A 14,161-nucleotide genomic window follows, 5' to 3' on the forward strand; every position below is an offset into this window, starting at 1 on the left:
GCCCCTGGGATGCATCGGTTTGCTGGCCGTTCGGTTCCCGTGACCGCTGCGTGATTCAGATCAAGGCGGGGCGCCCTTTCGCACGATACTTCTTCATCAGGGAGGAGCGTTATGGATCTGGTCCCGCTTCTAGACCACATTGACGAAACCGGTCTTGCCACCATCATGGGGCTGGTGACGGGGGCGGTCTTTGGCATCGCTGCGCAGCGGTCGTCGTTCTGTCTGCGGGCAGCGACGGTCGAGTTTGCCCGAGGTAAGCTGGGCCCAAGGGTCGCGGTCTGGCTGCTGGCATTCTCGACCGCGTTGGTCTGGGTGCAGTCGGCCCATCTCTTGGGCCTGTTCCGGGTAGAGGAAGCCCGGATGATGGCGGTGACCGGGTCGTGGTCGGGGGCGATCCTGGGCGGGCTGCTGTTCGGCGCGGGGATGGTTCTGGCGCGGGGCTGTTCCGGGCGACTGCTGGTTCTGGCAGCGACGGGGAACCTTCGGGCGGTGATCTCGGGGTTGATCTTCGCGGTGGTGGCCCAGATGTCGCTGCATGGCTGGCTTGCCCCGGTCCGGGCCTGGGTGGCGGGGCTTTGGGTCACGCCGGGCGGGGCGAATGTCAACCTTCTCCACGCGGCGGGGTTGCCCGATGTGGTGGGGCTGGGGATCGGGCTGGCCATTGCGGCGTTGGCCGTGGTGCTGGTGCGGGTCAACCGGGTGGGTCTGCCGGTGATGGTCTTTGCGTCCGGCGTGGGCTTTGCGGTCGCCCTCGGCTGGGTGCTGACCTTCAGCCTGGCGCAGGTGGCCTTCGAGCCGGTTGCGGTCACCTCGGCGACGTTTTCGGGGCCGTCGGCCAACACGCTGATGTTCTTCCTGACCGAGAACCCGGGGCTTGGCTTCGACATCGGTCTGGTGCCGGGGGTTTTCGTCGGCGCGCTGGCTTCGGCCTGGGTGGGGCGCGAACTGCGGTTCCAGGGCTTCGAGGGCGAGGGTCAGATGCGGCGGTCGATGACCGGCGCGGCGCTGATGGGGTTCGGGGCGATGCTGGCGGGGGGCTGCGCGATCGGGGCGGGGGTGACGGGTGGGTCGATCTTTGTCGCGACGGCCTGGCTGGCCCTGTTCTGCATGTGGGTCGGGGCCGGGGTCACGGACTGGCTGGTCGATCAGGCCGGCGCGCGGGAAGCGGCCGCGGCCTGAGGGGCCGTCCACGCTGGACAGCCCCGGAGGTCCAATGATTTCAACCGTTTGGGCGTGGACGTTCAGGAATCGTCAACCATGATGCCTGCCGCCCAGGGGCGCTACTTACTGTCCCGTCGCCTCGCGCGCGATGTCGTCGAGGAGGGTCTGCACCTCTTGCATCGGGCCTTCAGGCATCTGGCGGTAGCCGACCGAGACCTGCCCCTCGCGGTCGGTGACGAAAACGCCATAGGGGCAATGCGCGATGTTCATCGGATCGGCCTCCATCACCTTGCGCGAGACGACGGCCGAGCAGAACAGGAACACATCGGCATTGTCGAAAAGCTTTACCTCGCTGCCCACATCGGCGGCGGTGCGGTTCAGCATCTCGCCGACATGGCTGCGATAGTCGATCACGAGGCCCTTGCCGACAATGGCGGCCTCGACGGCAAAGGTCGCGTCTTCGAAACTGCCGTCGAAGGGATAGATCGTCGCCTGGTCTGCGGCCGCCAGATTGGTCGAAAGCCCGATGGCAATCACGGCGGCGAATCCGGATTTCGTCATGGTCCTGTCCTTTCCAAATCTGCCGCCACGCGCGGTCAGGTTTCCTCGATAAATCGGTAGCCGTTGCCCGCGCGTTCCACCCGGCCGATCCCGCCGCCGGGCAGGTGGAAACCGATGATCGCGTGGCTGTCTGCCGCCAGCCGGTCGAGCAGGGCGACGCGGGTGGTCGCCGCAAGCGCCTGGTCCTGGTCCGAGCCGGAAGCCCAGTCCGGGCGTTCGAAGGCAACATGGTGGTTGCCGACGCTGTCGCCCAGCACGGTCGCAAGGGTGGGTCCGGCAATCTCATAGGCAAGGTGACCCGGCGTGTGGCCGGGGGTCAGGCGGGCGGTAATGCCGGGAAGCGGCTCTTCCCCGTCGGCCAGCAGACGCAGGCTGTCGGCGATCACCGCCAGACGGCGCGAGGCACCGGCCGCGAAACTTGCCCGGGCCTCGCCGATGGTGTTCGGGGTCTGGGGATCGGTCCAGTAGGCGTATTCGGCCTGGCCGATCATGTGTTCGGCATTTGCGAAGAGCGGTTCGTCGAAGTCGTCCAGCAGGCCCCAGAGATGATCGGGGTGGCCGTGGGTGAAGAGGACATGGGTGATGTCCTCGACCGTGAGGTCCAGCGCCGAGAGGGCCTCGACCAGTTTTCCGGCGGAGGGCTGGAAGTCGGGCCCGGAGCCCACGTCGAAGAGGACCGTGTTGGTTCCGTCGCGCAGCAGCGTCACGTTGCAGGGTGGGGTAAGCTGGTCGGCAGGCAGGCCGTAGCGGACGACGATGTCCTGCAGCTCGGCCTGGGGCATGCCGCCAAGGATGAAGTCGGCCGGCAGGACGAGGTGGCCGTCGGAAAGCGTGTCGATCCGGGTCTCGCCCAGGGTCAGCGTGCTGCCGGCCCAGAGGCGGCGCGGGGCGAGCGGCAGGGCCAGGGTCGCGGCAGAGGCGGTCAGGAAATGGCGGCGGGTCAGCATGGCGGCATCCGGGAAGGGTGACGCCCGCCCCCGGTGCTTGGGGGCGGGCGGAGGGATCAATCCTCGAAGAAGGTGGAGAGATAGGCGATGACGGCGTCGCGGTCCTCGGGCTTCTTCAACCCGGCGAAGGCCATCTTGGTGCCTTTGGCAAAGCCCTTGGGGTCTTGCAGGAAGGCATGCAGGCTGGCCGCGTCCCAGATCCCGCCACTGGCGCCAAGGTCGGCCAGCGGCTTCGAGTATTTGAAGTCCGATGCCGACGCGATGGCCTTGCCGACGACACCGTTCAGGGCCGGGCCGACGCCATTCTTCGCCTCGTCGCCGACCTTGTGACAGGCGGCGCATTTGCGAAAGACCTTCTCGCCCGCCTCGACCAAGGCGGGGTCGGCTGCGGCGTGGTCCTCGGTCTCGGCGGCTTCGGCTGGTTCCGCAGGGGCTTCGGCCGGTTCCGAAGGGGCCTCGGCCGGAGCTTCGGCGGGCGCTTCGGCCGGGGCGGCTTCGGTCGCGCCGGTTTCCGCGGCGAGGGTCAGTGGCGGCAGGGTGCCCGCAGGTTTGCCGTCCTCGTCCTTCGGGGTCACGTTCAGTTCCACGGCGCGCTTGGTGACTTCGGGCGGCGCGCTGCGGCAGTCGGCCATGCAGGGTTCGACGCTGAAAACCGGATACTCCGTCTGGTCGCGGTCGTCGGCGTAAAAGCCCGTGGCATTGGGCAGGGCGATGGAGGCGAAGTTCTCGCGCGTAAGGGTGAAGTCATCCTCGACCAGGCCATTGGAGTACAGCAGGAAGGCCGTGATCGCATAGGTGTCATCGACCGAAAGCGTCTGCGCCTGGCCGAAGGGCATCGAGCGGTGGACATAGTCGTAGACGGTGGACAGATGGGGCCAGTAGCTGCCGATGGTCTTGACCGGACGCGGATCGGTAAGCGAGCCGTTGCCCCCGGCGAGGACGGGCCAGCTGTCAAGGCCCTCGGCGAATTCGCCGTGGCAGGAGGCGCAGTTCTCGGCAAAGACTTCCTCGCCGGTCAACACGTCGCCCGACCCTTCGGGCAGGCCGGTGCCGTCAGGAAGGACGGTCGTGTCCCAGGCTGCGATTTCCTCGGGCAGGGCAGGACGGCCGAGGCCAAGCGGTTCGGCCACGGCGGGGGTGGCGAGGAGCAGGGCAGCGAGAAGGATCTCAGGCGATTTCGACATTCTCGACCTCTCCGTCGGCGCGCACCCACCAGACCTGGATGCCGTTGTTGTGGTAGACGTTGTTCACGCCCCGGATCTCGCGCAGGGCCTGCTTGGTGGGCTGGACATAGCCGGTCTCGTCCACGGCGCGGGACATGATGAACATCTCGGACCCGTCCCAGGTCATGTCGTAATGGAAGCGTGTGAGCGCCTTGGACCGCGCCTCGCCGGTGATGCGGGCGGGGGTCCAGCTGTTGCCGCCATCGGTCGAGATGTCGACGCGGGTGATCTTGCCGTTGCCCGACCAGGCAAGGCCGGTGATGACCAGGGGGCCGGCGCCGTGGCGGATCGGGGCCTGGGGGCTGGGTTGCGTGATGACAGACTTTGCGTCCAACACCCATGTCCATTTCCGCGCCCGGCCGTCCGGCATCAGATCGGTGTATTTCGAGGTCTCCTCGCGGCTTTCGACGGCCTGGTCATAGACCGAGATCCGGCGCAGCCACTTGACCCACATGTTGCCTTCCCAGCCCGGCACGACCAGGCGGACCGGGTAGCCGTGTTCCTTGCGCAGCGCCTCGCCATTGGCGAAGAAGGCGACCATCACGTCGTCCAGCGCCTTTTCCAGCGGGATCGAGCGGCCGTTCGACGAGGCGTCGGCGCCTTCGACATAGACCCACTTGCCCTCGGGCTTGACGCCCGCCTCGGCCAGAAGGTCGCGCAGCATGACCCCGGTGTATTCCATGTTGTGGATCATGCCCTGGGTGAACTGGCAGCCTTCCAGCTGTGCGCCGCCCCATTCCATGCCGCCATTGGCCGCACATTCGCAGAAGGCGATGGAGATCTGGCGCGGGAAGCGGAGGAGGTCCTCGAAGGTGAAGACCAGGGGCTTGTCCACCAGCCCGTTGATCATCAGCCGGTAGTCCTGTTTGGACAGGGTGATGGCGCCGGAATGGTGCCGCTCGAAGGCGCAGCCCTGGGGGGTGATCGTGCCCTCGAGCGCGTGGATCGGGGTGAAGTTGATCGACGAGGCGGTGCTTTCGGTCAGCCATTCCACGTTGCGGCGGACAACGTGGGATTCGAATTCGATCGGCATCCCGTAGGGCGTGGCATCGACCGGGTCACCGAACACCGAAGCCCATTCCTGCACTTCGGTGATCAGGGGATCGGGCGTCTGGGCGGTGGCGGCGGTGGCGACAAGGCCGGCGCCGGCGGCGGCGGTGCCGGCCAGGAAGGCGCGGCGGCTGGTCTTGGGTTCGTCGGTCATCTGGCGAACGCGCTCCTTCAGATTCCGGTCACGGCGACCGAGGCGTTGGGATCAAGCGCGATGGTGCCCTTGCGCTTGATGTAGGCTTCGACGAGGTCGTAGATCGCCGGGCCTTCTGTATCCGGGTTGATGCTGGCCCAGCCCGAGACGACGTAGGTCTTTGCGGGGTCCAGCGCCTCGCCGGTCTTGAGCATGGTGAGGTTGGTCAGGCGGCTGCCCTGGGGCCTGGTCACGTCGATCGAATAGGCCATGCCGCCGACGCGGACCATGTCGCCGCCCTGCTGGTAATAGGGGTCGGGGTTGAACAGGTTGTCGGCAACGTCCTCAAGGATCGTGTGCAGCATCTCGCCGGTCATTTCCGAGCGGTAGGCGTTCGGATAGGTGATGGCGGTGCAGCTATACAGATCCTCGCGGGTGATCGGCTGGCCGGACAGGAGTGACGGGCCCCAGCGGAAACCGGGCGAAAGGGCGATGTCGGCCTCGCGCTCTTCGATCAGGGCGTTCAGGATCAGGTCGTCCCAGGTGCCGTTGAAATTGCCGCGGCGGTAGAGGAGGCTGTCGGTCTGGCCCAGCACCTCTTCCAGCTCGGCCTTGAAGGGCGCGCGCTCGGCCTCGATGGCGGCGGCGACTTCGGCGTCCGGGGTGATCACGTCCGAGAAGATCGGGATCAGCTTGTGGCGGAAGCCCATCATCTTGCCCTCGCGCACGTCCAGATCGATGCGCGAGACGAACTTGCCGTTCGAGCCGGAGGCGATGAGGATCGTCTGGCCAACCAGCACGGGTTCGGGCAGGGCATCATGGGTGTGGCCGGTCAGGATCACGTCAATGCCGGGCACGCGGCCGGCCAGCTTCTTGTCGACGTCAAAGCCGTTGTGCGACAGCAGGACGACCAGATCGGCGCCGGCGTCGCGGACTTCCTGCACCACCTCGGCCATCCGCTCTTCCCGGATGCCGAAGGACAGGTTCGGGAACAGCCAGGACGGGTTGGCGATGGGCATGTAGGGGAAGGCCTGGCCGATGACCGCGATCCTGGCCCCACCGCGTTCGAAGATCTTGTAGGGCTCGTAGGCCGGTTCTTCCCATTCGGCGTCGAAGATGTTCGCCCCGAGGAAGGGGAAGTCGAGCGTTTCGACGATTTCGGTCACGCGGTCGATGCCCAGGGTGAATTCGAAGTGTGAGGTCATCGCGTCGGGTTTCAGCAGGTTCATCACGTTGACCACGTCCTGCCCGGCGGTCTTGAGGCAGGTGTAGGACCCCTGCCAGGTGTCGCCGCCGTCCAGAAGCAGCGCGTCGGGCCGGGTGGCGCGGATCGCCTTGACCACGGTCGCGACACGGTCCATCCCGCCCATCCGGCCGTAGGATTTGGCCAGCGCCTGGAAGTCCTGATAGGTCAGGGCATAGGCCTCGGGCGTGCCGGGCTTGATCCCGAACATGTCAAGGAAAGCAGGGCCGACGACATGCGGCGGCTGGCCCTTTGCGTCCCCCACGCCGATGTTCCATTCCGGTTCGCGGAAGTAGAGGGGCTTCAACTGGGCATGGATGTCGGTGATGTGGATCAGCGTCACATTGCCGAAATCGTCGAACTGCAGAAGCTGGTCCTGGGTCAGCGCCTGCTGGGCTGCCAGCCGCGACCAGTTGCCAAACCCGGATGCGCCGTAGACGGCCGATGCGGCCAGCGAGGCCTGAAGAAATTCGCGCCGGGTGATCATCCCGCTCTCCTTGGACGTTAGGACGGACGGACCCGGCCGACCGTCGCCGGCCGGGGTCCTCCTTCGCTTGGGTGTGTCGGTGCCGTGACGGATCAGTGCCGGACAGAGACGCCTTCGACCGACAGCCCGTTGCCGCGCGAGGCGACGTAAAGCTCCAGCGCCTTGAACTCTTCCGAGTTGGGCTTGAAGGTTTCCGCCCGGGTGTCGCGGACGCAGCCGACGAAACGCTGCTGGGCGGAAAGGATGCCCGCATCCTTGAGCCGGTAGGTCGGGAAGCCGTTGATCTGGCCCTGCGACAGGTGGTCGGCCCGGATGAACTTGCCCTGGTTGTCCTCGTGGCACGAGGCGCAGGACATTTCGAGTTGGCCGAAGCGGGTGTAGTAGATCTCTTTGCCCTTTTCCCAGAAGGGCGCGGCGGGGCCTTCGGTGGCAACGTCGACGGGCATCCCGCGCGACTGCATCGAGATCAGGGCAAGCATGTCCTTCATCTCGTCCCCGGTCCATTTCCAGGAGTCCAGGCCCATCCGTTCGGTCACGCAGGCGTCGATGTAGTTCTCGACCGTCATCAGCTTGCCGGTCTTTTCATCGACGCGCGGGGTGACGGCGCGCAGGCCGGCCATCGACTCGGGCCCCTCGTGGCATCCGGCGCAGCTTTCGCCCTTTGCGCCAATCCCTGCGTTCCAGAGGTCGAGGCCGCGATCCACGTAGACCATGCCCGGATTGTCGAAATCGTCGCGTTGCAGGTCCCGGGTCTCGGTCTCGCGGTAGTGCCAGCCGGAATAGATGGTCTCCATCGTATCCTTCAGGAAGTCGGGCGCGGGTGCGGTGGTGACGATCTCGATGGTGCCGTCCTCGGCCTCGACGACCAGCGCGTCCTCGACCGGATCGGTGTAGGCCACGCCCGCGAGGGCAAGACCCAAGGTCAGTGCGACAAGCGACGTTGCTGTGCGGTGCATGGCGTTCTCCTCCCCTTGCCTGACCGTCAGGCGATCGCGATCGGCTTGACGTCCTCGTAGATCGAGCCGTCGTCGTCGTACCAGGTGAACTTGAACTCACCTGCCGCGTCGACCTTGGCGTCGAATTCGAAATAGGGGTTGGTCGACACGGCCGGGTCGATGGCCACGTCGATCACGTTCACCCCGTTCAGGTCGCAGGTGAAGCGGTTGATGATCTGGCGCGGGATCAGGTTGCCGTCCGAGCCCTTGCGCTGGCCGGATTCCATCTTGTGCGAGATCAGCGCCTTGATGGTGACGACCTCACCGACGGCGGCGGATTTGGGTACTTTCACCCGGGGTTTGACTTCTTCGACCATGGTGTCTCTCCTTTTGCCTCAGCCGCCGCAGCCGCCAATGGTGACCTTGACGGTGGCCTGGGCCTGCTTGATCGAGCCATCGGCCATCTTGGCCATGGCGATGACGTCCTGGGTCTTGGCCAGGCGGATGCGGGTCGCGGCGAACTGGCGGCCTGCGGCGGGGCCGAAGGTGAAGGTGGCCACGGCCGGTTCCGGGTTGCCCGAGGCGATCAGCAGGATCGCCACCGCGCCGGGGGCGTCGACCGATACCGGGACGGTGTTGCCGTTCTCGGCGATTTCCGGGGTGGTCAGGGTGATACCATCGGTGGCGGCGGTCGCGCCGGCGGTGAAGGCTGCGGTCAGCTCTTCCACGGTCGAGGCGAGCGAGAGGCCGGGGATCGCTGCGAAAGCGAGGCCGCCCAGGCCGAGGGTGAGTGCCTTGCGTCTGCTGAGGGTCACTTGGGTTCTCCTGTCTGTAAGCGCGCGGGGGCGCGTCATTCCTTGAGGGTGAGGAGGTAGGCCACCACGTCCTCGATCTGTTGGGCCGTCAGGATCGGGGGCAACTCGCCCTCGGCCGCCTTGCCGGTGAAGCCGTCGCCGGGGCGGATGAAGCCTTCGGTCTTGTAGAAGGCGGGCATGAAGCTGCCGTCGAAGGTCATCTTGGCGTTGGTGACGATGCCGCGCAGTTCGGCCTCGCTCCAGCGGTCGGCGGCGCCGTCCAGCGGAGGGGCGATGGTGCCGGGGAACTGCACGTCGGGCATGGCCCCGATCGTGTGGCAGGCCACGCAGTTGCCCAGGGCATTGGTGGTCATCACCTTGATCCCGTTCGCCGGATCCCCCGGCGCGCCGGTCAGGGATTGCTCGACCTTGCCGTCGACGAAGGGAACGTCCTTCGGCGCGATCTCGGCCAGGGCTGGTGCCGCAAGTGACAGCGTCAGGGCTGCCACCAGACAAGGCTGGCGTCTCATTCCTATCCTCCCCTGTATTCCTCCGTATACGCACTATGACGGGGGTGGGCGGTTCCGGCAACAAAAATATAGGATAAACGCTATATGCCTATATTCTTACGGTTTTCCCGAGGTCACGGCGCGTCGGCCAGACGCTCTGCCACGAATCGCTGGAAGTTTTCGCCGGTCTCGTAGCGGCGGTCGCGGACCCAGATCAGAAGCGACTCGAACATGCCGGGGCCGATGGCACCGGGCATCATTGCCACGGCGGCATCCGGGGCAGAGACGCCTGCGGGCACCGCTTCGGGCAGGAAGAGCAGGGTGGGCGTGAACATCACCCCCCAGCGCAGCGCCATGTCTTTTTCCGACAGGACCGTGCCGTCGAAATCGGTCACCTCGACGTCGCCGAAAAGGTTCATCTGCACGACGAAGAAGTGCTCGCGGATCAGCTTGTCGACCGCGGGGTCGGTCAGGACCTTCTCGTGCATCTCGGTGCAGTAGATGCAGCCGCGCTGTTCGAAGGTGATCATCAGGCGCTTGCCCTCGGCATTGGCCTCGGCGAGGTCGTCGCGCAGGTCCTTGAAGGTCTCGCGCAGCCAGTCGGGATTGTGCAGCCCGTCGTCGCCCAGCTCGACCGCCAGGGCGGGAGAGGCAAGGGCAAGGGTTGCCAGCAGGAAAAGGCGGCGCAGCATGAGGGGTCCTTTCAGGTCAGGGTCGCGGACCAGTCGAAGGTTCGGATCATCCAGTCGGCGATCAGGTTGACGGAATTGGTGGCGATCAGGATGCCGAACAGGATCAGCATCACACCCATCGCCTTTTCGACATGGCCCATCAGGGCACGGTGCCGGGCGACCCAGGACAGGAACGGCCCGGCGAAGAACGCGGCCAGCACGAAGGGCAGGGTCATCGAAAGCCCGTAGACCAAAAGAAGCATCCCGCCGCGCCACAGTTCGCCCAAGCCGCTGGCCACCATCAGGATCGCGGCCAGCGCGGGGCCGACGCAAGGTGTCCAGCCGAAGCCGAAGGCCATGCCCATCACATAGGCACCGGCCAGCGTGCGGGGGTTGGCCGTCGTGTCCACGCGCGCCTCGCGATACAGAAAGCCGATGCGGAACACGCCCAGGAAATGCAGTCCGAACAGGATCAGCACCGCAGCCGCGACATAGGAGAGCGGCTCTTTCCACTGGGCAAAGCTGCGGCCAAGCGCGGTGGCGCCAAGGCCCAGAAGGACAAAGATCGTCGTCACCCCGATGGCGAAAGCCAGCGCCTGCACCACCAGCCGCCCGCGCGCACCGGGGGCGATGGTGTCGCCCTCGCGCAGTTCGCGCACGGAAAGGCCGGCCATGTAGGACAGGTAGAAGGGCACCATCGGCAGGATGCAGGGCGACAGGAAGGACAGCAGTCCAGCCAAGGCCGCGCCGCCGAATGTGATGTCAAGCATGGCCCACCTCCCCGGTAAGCGCCTTGCCGGAAAGACAAAGGTAGATTACGATAGTTCTATGTTTCTATAAGGCTGTCAACGTGGCTTCTCGCGCCCTTCTTGCCCCGGTCTTGCTTGCCGTTTTCAGCACGATGGCGGCGGCCGAGGTGGAGCTTTTGATGTTCGAACAACCGGGCTGCATCTATTGTGCTGCCTGGGACCGAGAGGTGGCGCCCGAATATCCGCTGACCGACGAAGGCCGCGCCGCCCCGCTGCGCCGCTTGCAGCTGCGCGATCCTTTGCCCGAAGGGCTGACGCTGATCTCGCCGCCGATCTTCACCCCGACCTTCGTGCTGGTCGAGGACGGGGTCGAGGTGGGTCGCATCGCCGGTTATCCGGGGGAGGACTTCTTCTGGCCGCTGCTGGCGCAGTTGATCGCCGAAGCGGCGCAGGACTGAGGCCGCCTTGCCGCGCTGCACCGGCAAATATGGCGTGCGCGCGACAGGCGGGTTGCCCTTTCGGCAAGGCCGACGCAATAACGGGATCTGCAACACTCCGGGACGGATGTTTTGGCGGCGGAAAACGAGCTTAACCACGGACAGCCGCAGGACGCCTTCCCGGAGTCGCGGGCCGACCTTGATGCGCTGGTCGCACGGGCCGAGAAGGCGGCAACGCTTCTCAAGGCAATGGGACACGACGGGCGGCTTGCGATCCTTTGCCATTTGCGCACCGGCCCGAAAAGCGTGACCGAGCTTGAAAACCTTTTGTCCGCCCGGCAGGCTATCGTCAGCCAGCAACTGGCCCGGTTAAGGCTGGAAGGCATGGTCAGCGCCCGGCGCGAGGGGCAGGCGATCTTTTATTCCTTGCTGGACCCGAAGGTCACGGCGGTGATCGAGGTGCTGGCCAGCCTTTACGGTCCTGAGCAGGACTGAACCCGGGGGAGGGGCGATGCTGGAGACTGTTCCGATCGGCGTTCTGGCCGCCCTTGTCGGGTTGGCGGGGGGTGTGGTCCTGGGCCTGGCGGCCCGGCTGGGGGATTTCTGCACCCTTGGCGCGCTTGAATCCGCCGTCTACGGGCGCGACCCGCTGCGTCTGCGGCTTTGGGGCGTGGTGCTGGGGGTGGCGATCCTGTCCACCCAGCTTGGCGCGCAGGCCGGGCTGATCGATCTGGGCGCGACCTACTACCACGCGATCGAGTGGAACGCGCTGGGCTCGGTCGTGGGCGGGCTGGTCTTTGGTTATGGCATGGCGCTGGCCGGCAACTGCGGCTTCGGCGCGCTGGTAAGGTTCGGTGGCGGCGATCTGCGCTCGCTTGTGGTGGTGGTCGTGATGGGGATCTCTGGGTTCGTCGCCCTGTCAGGTCCGCTGGCGCCGCTGCGCGTCCTGCTGTTTCCCCAGCCCGAGGCGACGGGGCCGCAGGGCATCCTGCATGACCTGGGCCTGTTGGGTCTGCCGCCCGTCGCGGCCATCCTGCTGATCGCCGGGGGCTTTCTTGTCTGGGGCCTGTCCTATCGCGGCCTGCGGGAAAACCCGCGGCAGATCGCCTGGGGCGTGGCGGCGGGGCTGGCCGTGGCCTGGTGCTTCCTTGGCACCTCCTGGCTGGCGGCGGAAAGTCTGGGCGAGGTCACGGTCGAGGGCCCTTCCTACACCGCGCCGGTCGGACGGACGCTGATCTTCCTGATGACCGCGACCGCCGGGGGGATCACATTCTCGGTCGGCTCGGTCGTGGGGGTGATGGTCGGCTCGCTCATCGGGTCGATCCTGCGCGGCCTGTTCCGCTGGGAAGCCTGCGAGGACCCGCGGGAACTGGGGCGGCAAGTGGGCGGGGCCGCTCTCATGGGTATCGGCGGCGTGGTGGCGATGGGCTGTTCGGTGGGCCAGGGCGTGACCGGATTTGCGACGCTGGCCTGGTCGGGGCCGGTGACGCTGGCCGCGATCATTGCCGGAGCGATGGTGGGCCTGCGCCAGTTGATCGCGGGCTACCAACCCTAGGCACGGCGTCGTTTCAGCGCGACGTCGCCGGCCTGACTGACGCAAGCCGCAGCAGTGCGGGAAAGGCTTGCGGACTTGCGCCATCCTTTTGGCTGAATTGCGGACTGTCCCCATCGATGCGACGCTGATCCCGCAAGCAACCCAGGGGAGGCGCGAAATGGCGACGGTCAGTATCCACCCAGCGGTGGACAATGGCGTGGCACCCGGCAGGCCCGGATTTTCGGGCGGGACGCTGACGTGCAACTGCGCTTCGGACCCGGTGGCGGTCGAGATCGCCTCGGATTGCCTGCACAATCACGTGTGCGGCTGCACCAAGTGCTGGAAGCCGGAGGGCGCCACGTTCTCGATGGTCTCGGTCGTGCCGAGCGACAAGGTGAGGGTGGTCCAGAATGGCGAGAAGCTGAAGGTGGTCGATCCCTCGGCCCTGATCCAGCGCCATGCCTGCACCAGCTGTGGCGTGCACATGCATGGGCCTGTCACGCGCGAGAACCATCCGTTCACCGGCCTGACCTTCATCCACACCGAGCTTTCGGGAGAGGAGGGGTGGGCGCCCCCGACCTTTGCGGCCTTCGTCTCGTCGGTGATCGAAGGCGGCACCCGGCCCGAGGCGATGGAGGGCATCCGCGCCCGGCTGAACGAACTGGGCCTGCCGCCCTATGACGCGCTGTCGCCGGGGCTGATGGATTACATCGCCACCTTCACTGCACGTGCCAGCGGTGTCCTGAAGGACTAGGTCTACGCGGGCCGGAATGCATGTTCAGCGGGGGGCGGTCGCGCCCTTCCGCGCCCCGTCCGCATGGCCGGGAGATAATGGGAGGAATACCTTATGCGCACCCGTGCCGCCGTTGCCGTTGCTGCCGGCCAACCGCTTCAGGTCATGGAGGTCAATCTTGACGACCCCAAGGAAGGCGAGGTCCTGGTCGAGATCAAGGCCACCGGCATCTGCCACACCGACGAATTCACCCTGTCGGGCGCGGACCCCGAAGGCATCTTCCCCTCGATCCTGGGCCATGAGGGCGCGGGCGTGGTGGTCAAATGCGGGCCGGGGGTGAAAAGCCTGAAACCGGGCGACCACGTCATCCCGCTTTACACGCCGGAGTGCCGGGAGTGCCCGTCCTGCCTTAGCCGCAAGACCAACCTTTGCACCGCGATCCGCGCCACCCAGGGCCAGGGCCTGATGCCGGACGGGACCACCCGGTTCAGCATGCTCGATGGCACGCCGATCTATCACTACATGGGCTGCTCGACCTTCGCGCAGCATACCGTGATGCCGGAAATCGCGCTGGCCAAGGTCCGCGACGACGCGCCTTTCGACAAGATCTGCTACATCGGCTGCGGCGTGACCACCGGCATCGGCGCGGTCCTGAACACGGCTCAGGTCGAGATCGGGGCCAAGGCCGTGGTCTTTGGCCTGGGCGGGATCGGGCTGAACGTGATCCAGGGCCTGAAGATGGCCGGGGCCGACATGATCATCGGCGTCGACCTGAACACCGACAAGAAGGAATGGGGCGAGAAGTTCGGGATGACCCACTTCCTCAACCCGAAAGAGCTGCCCGAGGGCACCTCGGTCGTGCAGGCCATCGTCGAGATGACCAAGACGCCCTTCGACAAGATCGGCGGGGCGGATTATTCGTTCGACTGCACCGGCAACGTCAAGGTGATGCGCGACGCGCTGGAATGCACCCACCGCGGCTGGGGCCAGTCGA

17 protein-coding genes are annotated in these 14,161 nt (G+C 66.2%); 6 read left to right on the forward strand and 11 right to left on the reverse strand.

The features are described 5' to 3' along the window. Nucleotides 1-111: 111 nt before the first annotated feature. Nucleotides 112-1,179 carry a YeeE/YedE family protein gene (locus CXR42_RS14425; protein WP_103258235.1) on the forward strand — a complete coding sequence of 356 codons (1,068 nt, stop codon included), beginning with the start codon at nt 112-114 and terminating at the stop codon, nt 1,177-1,179. 105 nt (nt 1,180-1,284) lie between these two features. On the opposite strand, the gene CXR42_RS14430 is transcribed toward CXR42_RS14425, so the two are convergent. From CXR42_RS14430 to CXR42_RS14480, 11 genes are all read right to left on the reverse strand, one after another. Continuing rightward, nucleotides 1,285-1,722 (reverse strand): DUF302 domain-containing protein, encoded by a 438-nt coding sequence (locus CXR42_RS14430; RefSeq protein WP_103258236.1) that lies wholly within the window; start codon nt 1,720-1,722, stop codon nt 1,285-1,287. A 35-nt stretch (nt 1,723-1,757) separates the two neighbouring features. Next, the gene (locus CXR42_RS14435; protein ID WP_103258237.1) at nt 1,758-2,669 is read right to left on the reverse strand and encodes an MBL fold metallo-hydrolase; all 912 of its coding nucleotides are present in this window, start codon (nt 2,667-2,669) and stop codon (nt 1,758-1,760) included. A gap of 56 nt (nt 2,670-2,725) precedes the next feature. Beyond that, nucleotides 2,726-3,853, reverse strand: a complete 1,128-nt coding sequence (locus CXR42_RS14440) for a c-type cytochrome (protein ID WP_103258238.1) — start codon at nt 3,851-3,853, stop codon at nt 2,726-2,728. Beyond that, nucleotides 3,837-5,096 (reverse strand): sulfite dehydrogenase, encoded by a 1,260-nt coding sequence (gene soxC / locus CXR42_RS14445; protein WP_103258239.1) that lies wholly within the window; start codon nt 5,094-5,096, stop codon nt 3,837-3,839. The genes CXR42_RS14440 and soxC overlap by 17 nt, the downstream gene beginning before the upstream one ends. Before the next feature lie 17 nt (nt 5,097-5,113). After that, nucleotides 5,114-6,805 carry a thiosulfohydrolase SoxB gene (soxB, locus tag CXR42_RS14450; protein WP_103258240.1) on the reverse strand — a complete coding sequence of 564 codons (1,692 nt, stop codon included), beginning with the start codon at nt 6,803-6,805 and terminating at the stop codon, nt 5,114-5,116. Nucleotides 6,806-6,897: 92 nt separating this feature from the next. Then, a complete protein-coding gene (gene soxA / locus CXR42_RS14455; RefSeq protein WP_103258241.1) occupies nt 6,898-7,761 on the reverse strand; it encodes a sulfur oxidation c-type cytochrome SoxA in 864 nt (287 codons plus the stop codon). 26 nt (nt 7,762-7,787) lie between these two features. Beyond that, nucleotides 7,788-8,117 (reverse strand): thiosulfate oxidation carrier complex protein SoxZ, encoded by a 330-nt coding sequence (soxZ, locus tag CXR42_RS14460; protein ID WP_103258242.1) that lies wholly within the window; start codon nt 8,115-8,117, stop codon nt 7,788-7,790. Nucleotides 8,118-8,135: 18 nt separating this feature from the next. Then, complete coding sequence (soxY, locus tag CXR42_RS14465) at nt 8,136-8,555, reverse strand: thiosulfate oxidation carrier protein SoxY (RefSeq protein ID WP_103258243.1); 420 nt, start codon at nt 8,553-8,555, stop codon at nt 8,136-8,138. A 35-nt stretch (nt 8,556-8,590) separates the two neighbouring features. Beyond that, nucleotides 8,591-9,064, reverse strand: a complete 474-nt coding sequence (gene soxX, locus CXR42_RS14470) for a sulfur oxidation c-type cytochrome SoxX (RefSeq protein ID WP_103258244.1) — start codon at nt 9,062-9,064, stop codon at nt 8,591-8,593. A gap of 113 nt (nt 9,065-9,177) precedes the next feature. Next, entirely contained in the window at nt 9,178-9,735 is a 558-nt protein-coding gene (locus CXR42_RS14475) for a SoxW family protein (protein WP_180996071.1), read from the reverse strand. An 11-nt stretch (nt 9,736-9,746) separates the two neighbouring features. Beyond that, the gene (locus CXR42_RS14480) at nt 9,747-10,484 is read right to left on the reverse strand and encodes a cytochrome c biogenesis CcdA family protein (RefSeq protein ID WP_103258245.1); all 738 of its coding nucleotides are present in this window, start codon (nt 10,482-10,484) and stop codon (nt 9,747-9,749) included. Nucleotides 10,485-10,564: 80 nt separating this feature from the next. Here CXR42_RS14480 and CXR42_RS14485 point away from each other — a divergent pair, with 80 nt between their 5' ends. The 5 genes from CXR42_RS14485 to CXR42_RS14505 form a co-directional block, all read left to right on the forward strand. Further along, entirely contained in the window at nt 10,565-10,921 is a 357-nt protein-coding gene (locus CXR42_RS14485; protein ID WP_342749219.1) for a thioredoxin family protein, read from the forward strand. Nucleotides 10,922-11,032: 111 nt separating this feature from the next. Then, entirely contained in the window at nt 11,033-11,395 is a 363-nt protein-coding gene (locus CXR42_RS14490) for an ArsR/SmtB family transcription factor (protein ID WP_342749220.1), read from the forward strand. 16 nt (nt 11,396-11,411) lie between these two features. Beyond that, nucleotides 11,412-12,455 carry a YeeE/YedE family protein gene (locus CXR42_RS14495; RefSeq protein WP_180996072.1) on the forward strand — a complete coding sequence of 348 codons (1,044 nt, stop codon included), beginning with the start codon at nt 11,412-11,414 and terminating at the stop codon, nt 12,453-12,455. A gap of 157 nt (nt 12,456-12,612) precedes the next feature. Continuing rightward, a complete protein-coding gene (gene gfa / locus CXR42_RS14500; protein WP_103258246.1) occupies nt 12,613-13,188 on the forward strand; it encodes an S-(hydroxymethyl)glutathione synthase in 576 nt (191 codons plus the stop codon). 93 nt (nt 13,189-13,281) lie between these two features. Continuing rightward, nucleotides 13,282-14,161: alcohol dehydrogenase catalytic domain-containing protein (locus tag CXR42_RS14505; protein ID WP_103258247.1), on the forward strand; the 880-nt coding region annotated here is incomplete at its 3' end.

Origin of the sequence: Tabrizicola aquatica (assembly GCF_002900975.1) — a bacterium.
Taxonomy (GTDB): domain Bacteria; phylum Pseudomonadota; class Alphaproteobacteria; order Rhodobacterales; family Rhodobacteraceae; genus Tabrizicola; species Tabrizicola aquatica.

Coding starts and splice junctions, on each gene's coding strand:
- soxX (WP_103258244.1), bottom strand. CDS start 9,064: ATGAGACGCCAGCCTTGTCTGGTGGCAGCCCTGACGCTGTCACTTGCG.
- CXR42_RS14430 (WP_103258236.1), bottom strand. CDS start 1,722: ATGACGAAATCCGGATTCGCCGCCGTGATTGCCATCGGGCTTTCGACC.
- CXR42_RS14475 (WP_180996071.1), bottom strand. CDS start 9,735: ATGCTGCGCCGCCTTTTCCTGCTGGCAACCCTTGCCCTTGCCTCTCCC.
- gfa (WP_103258246.1), top strand. CDS start 12,613: ATGGCGACGGTCAGTATCCACCCAGCGGTGGACAATGGCGTGGCACCC.
- soxB (WP_103258240.1), bottom strand. CDS start 6,805: ATGATCACCCGGCGCGAATTTCTTCAGGCCTCGCTGGCCGCATCGGCC.
- soxC (WP_103258239.1), bottom strand. CDS start 5,096: ATGACCGACGAACCCAAGACCAGCCGCCGCGCCTTCCTGGCCGGCACC.
- soxZ (WP_103258242.1), bottom strand. CDS start 8,117: ATGGTCGAAGAAGTCAAACCCCGGGTGAAAGTACCCAAATCCGCCGCC.
- soxA (WP_103258241.1), bottom strand. CDS start 7,761: ATGCACCGCACAGCAACGTCGCTTGTCGCACTGACCTTGGGTCTTGCC.
- CXR42_RS14440 (WP_103258238.1), bottom strand. CDS start 3,853: ATGTCGAAATCGCCTGAGATCCTTCTCGCTGCCCTGCTCCTCGCCACC.
- CXR42_RS14425 (WP_103258235.1), top strand. CDS start 112: ATGGATCTGGTCCCGCTTCTAGACCACATTGACGAAACCGGTCTTGCC.
- CXR42_RS14495 (WP_180996072.1), top strand. CDS start 11,412: ATGCTGGAGACTGTTCCGATCGGCGTTCTGGCCGCCCTTGTCGGGTTG.
- CXR42_RS14480 (WP_103258245.1), bottom strand. CDS start 10,484: ATGCTTGACATCACATTCGGCGGCGCGGCCTTGGCTGGACTGCTGTCC.
- CXR42_RS14435 (WP_103258237.1), bottom strand. CDS start 2,669: ATGCTGACCCGCCGCCATTTCCTGACCGCCTCTGCCGCGACCCTGGCC.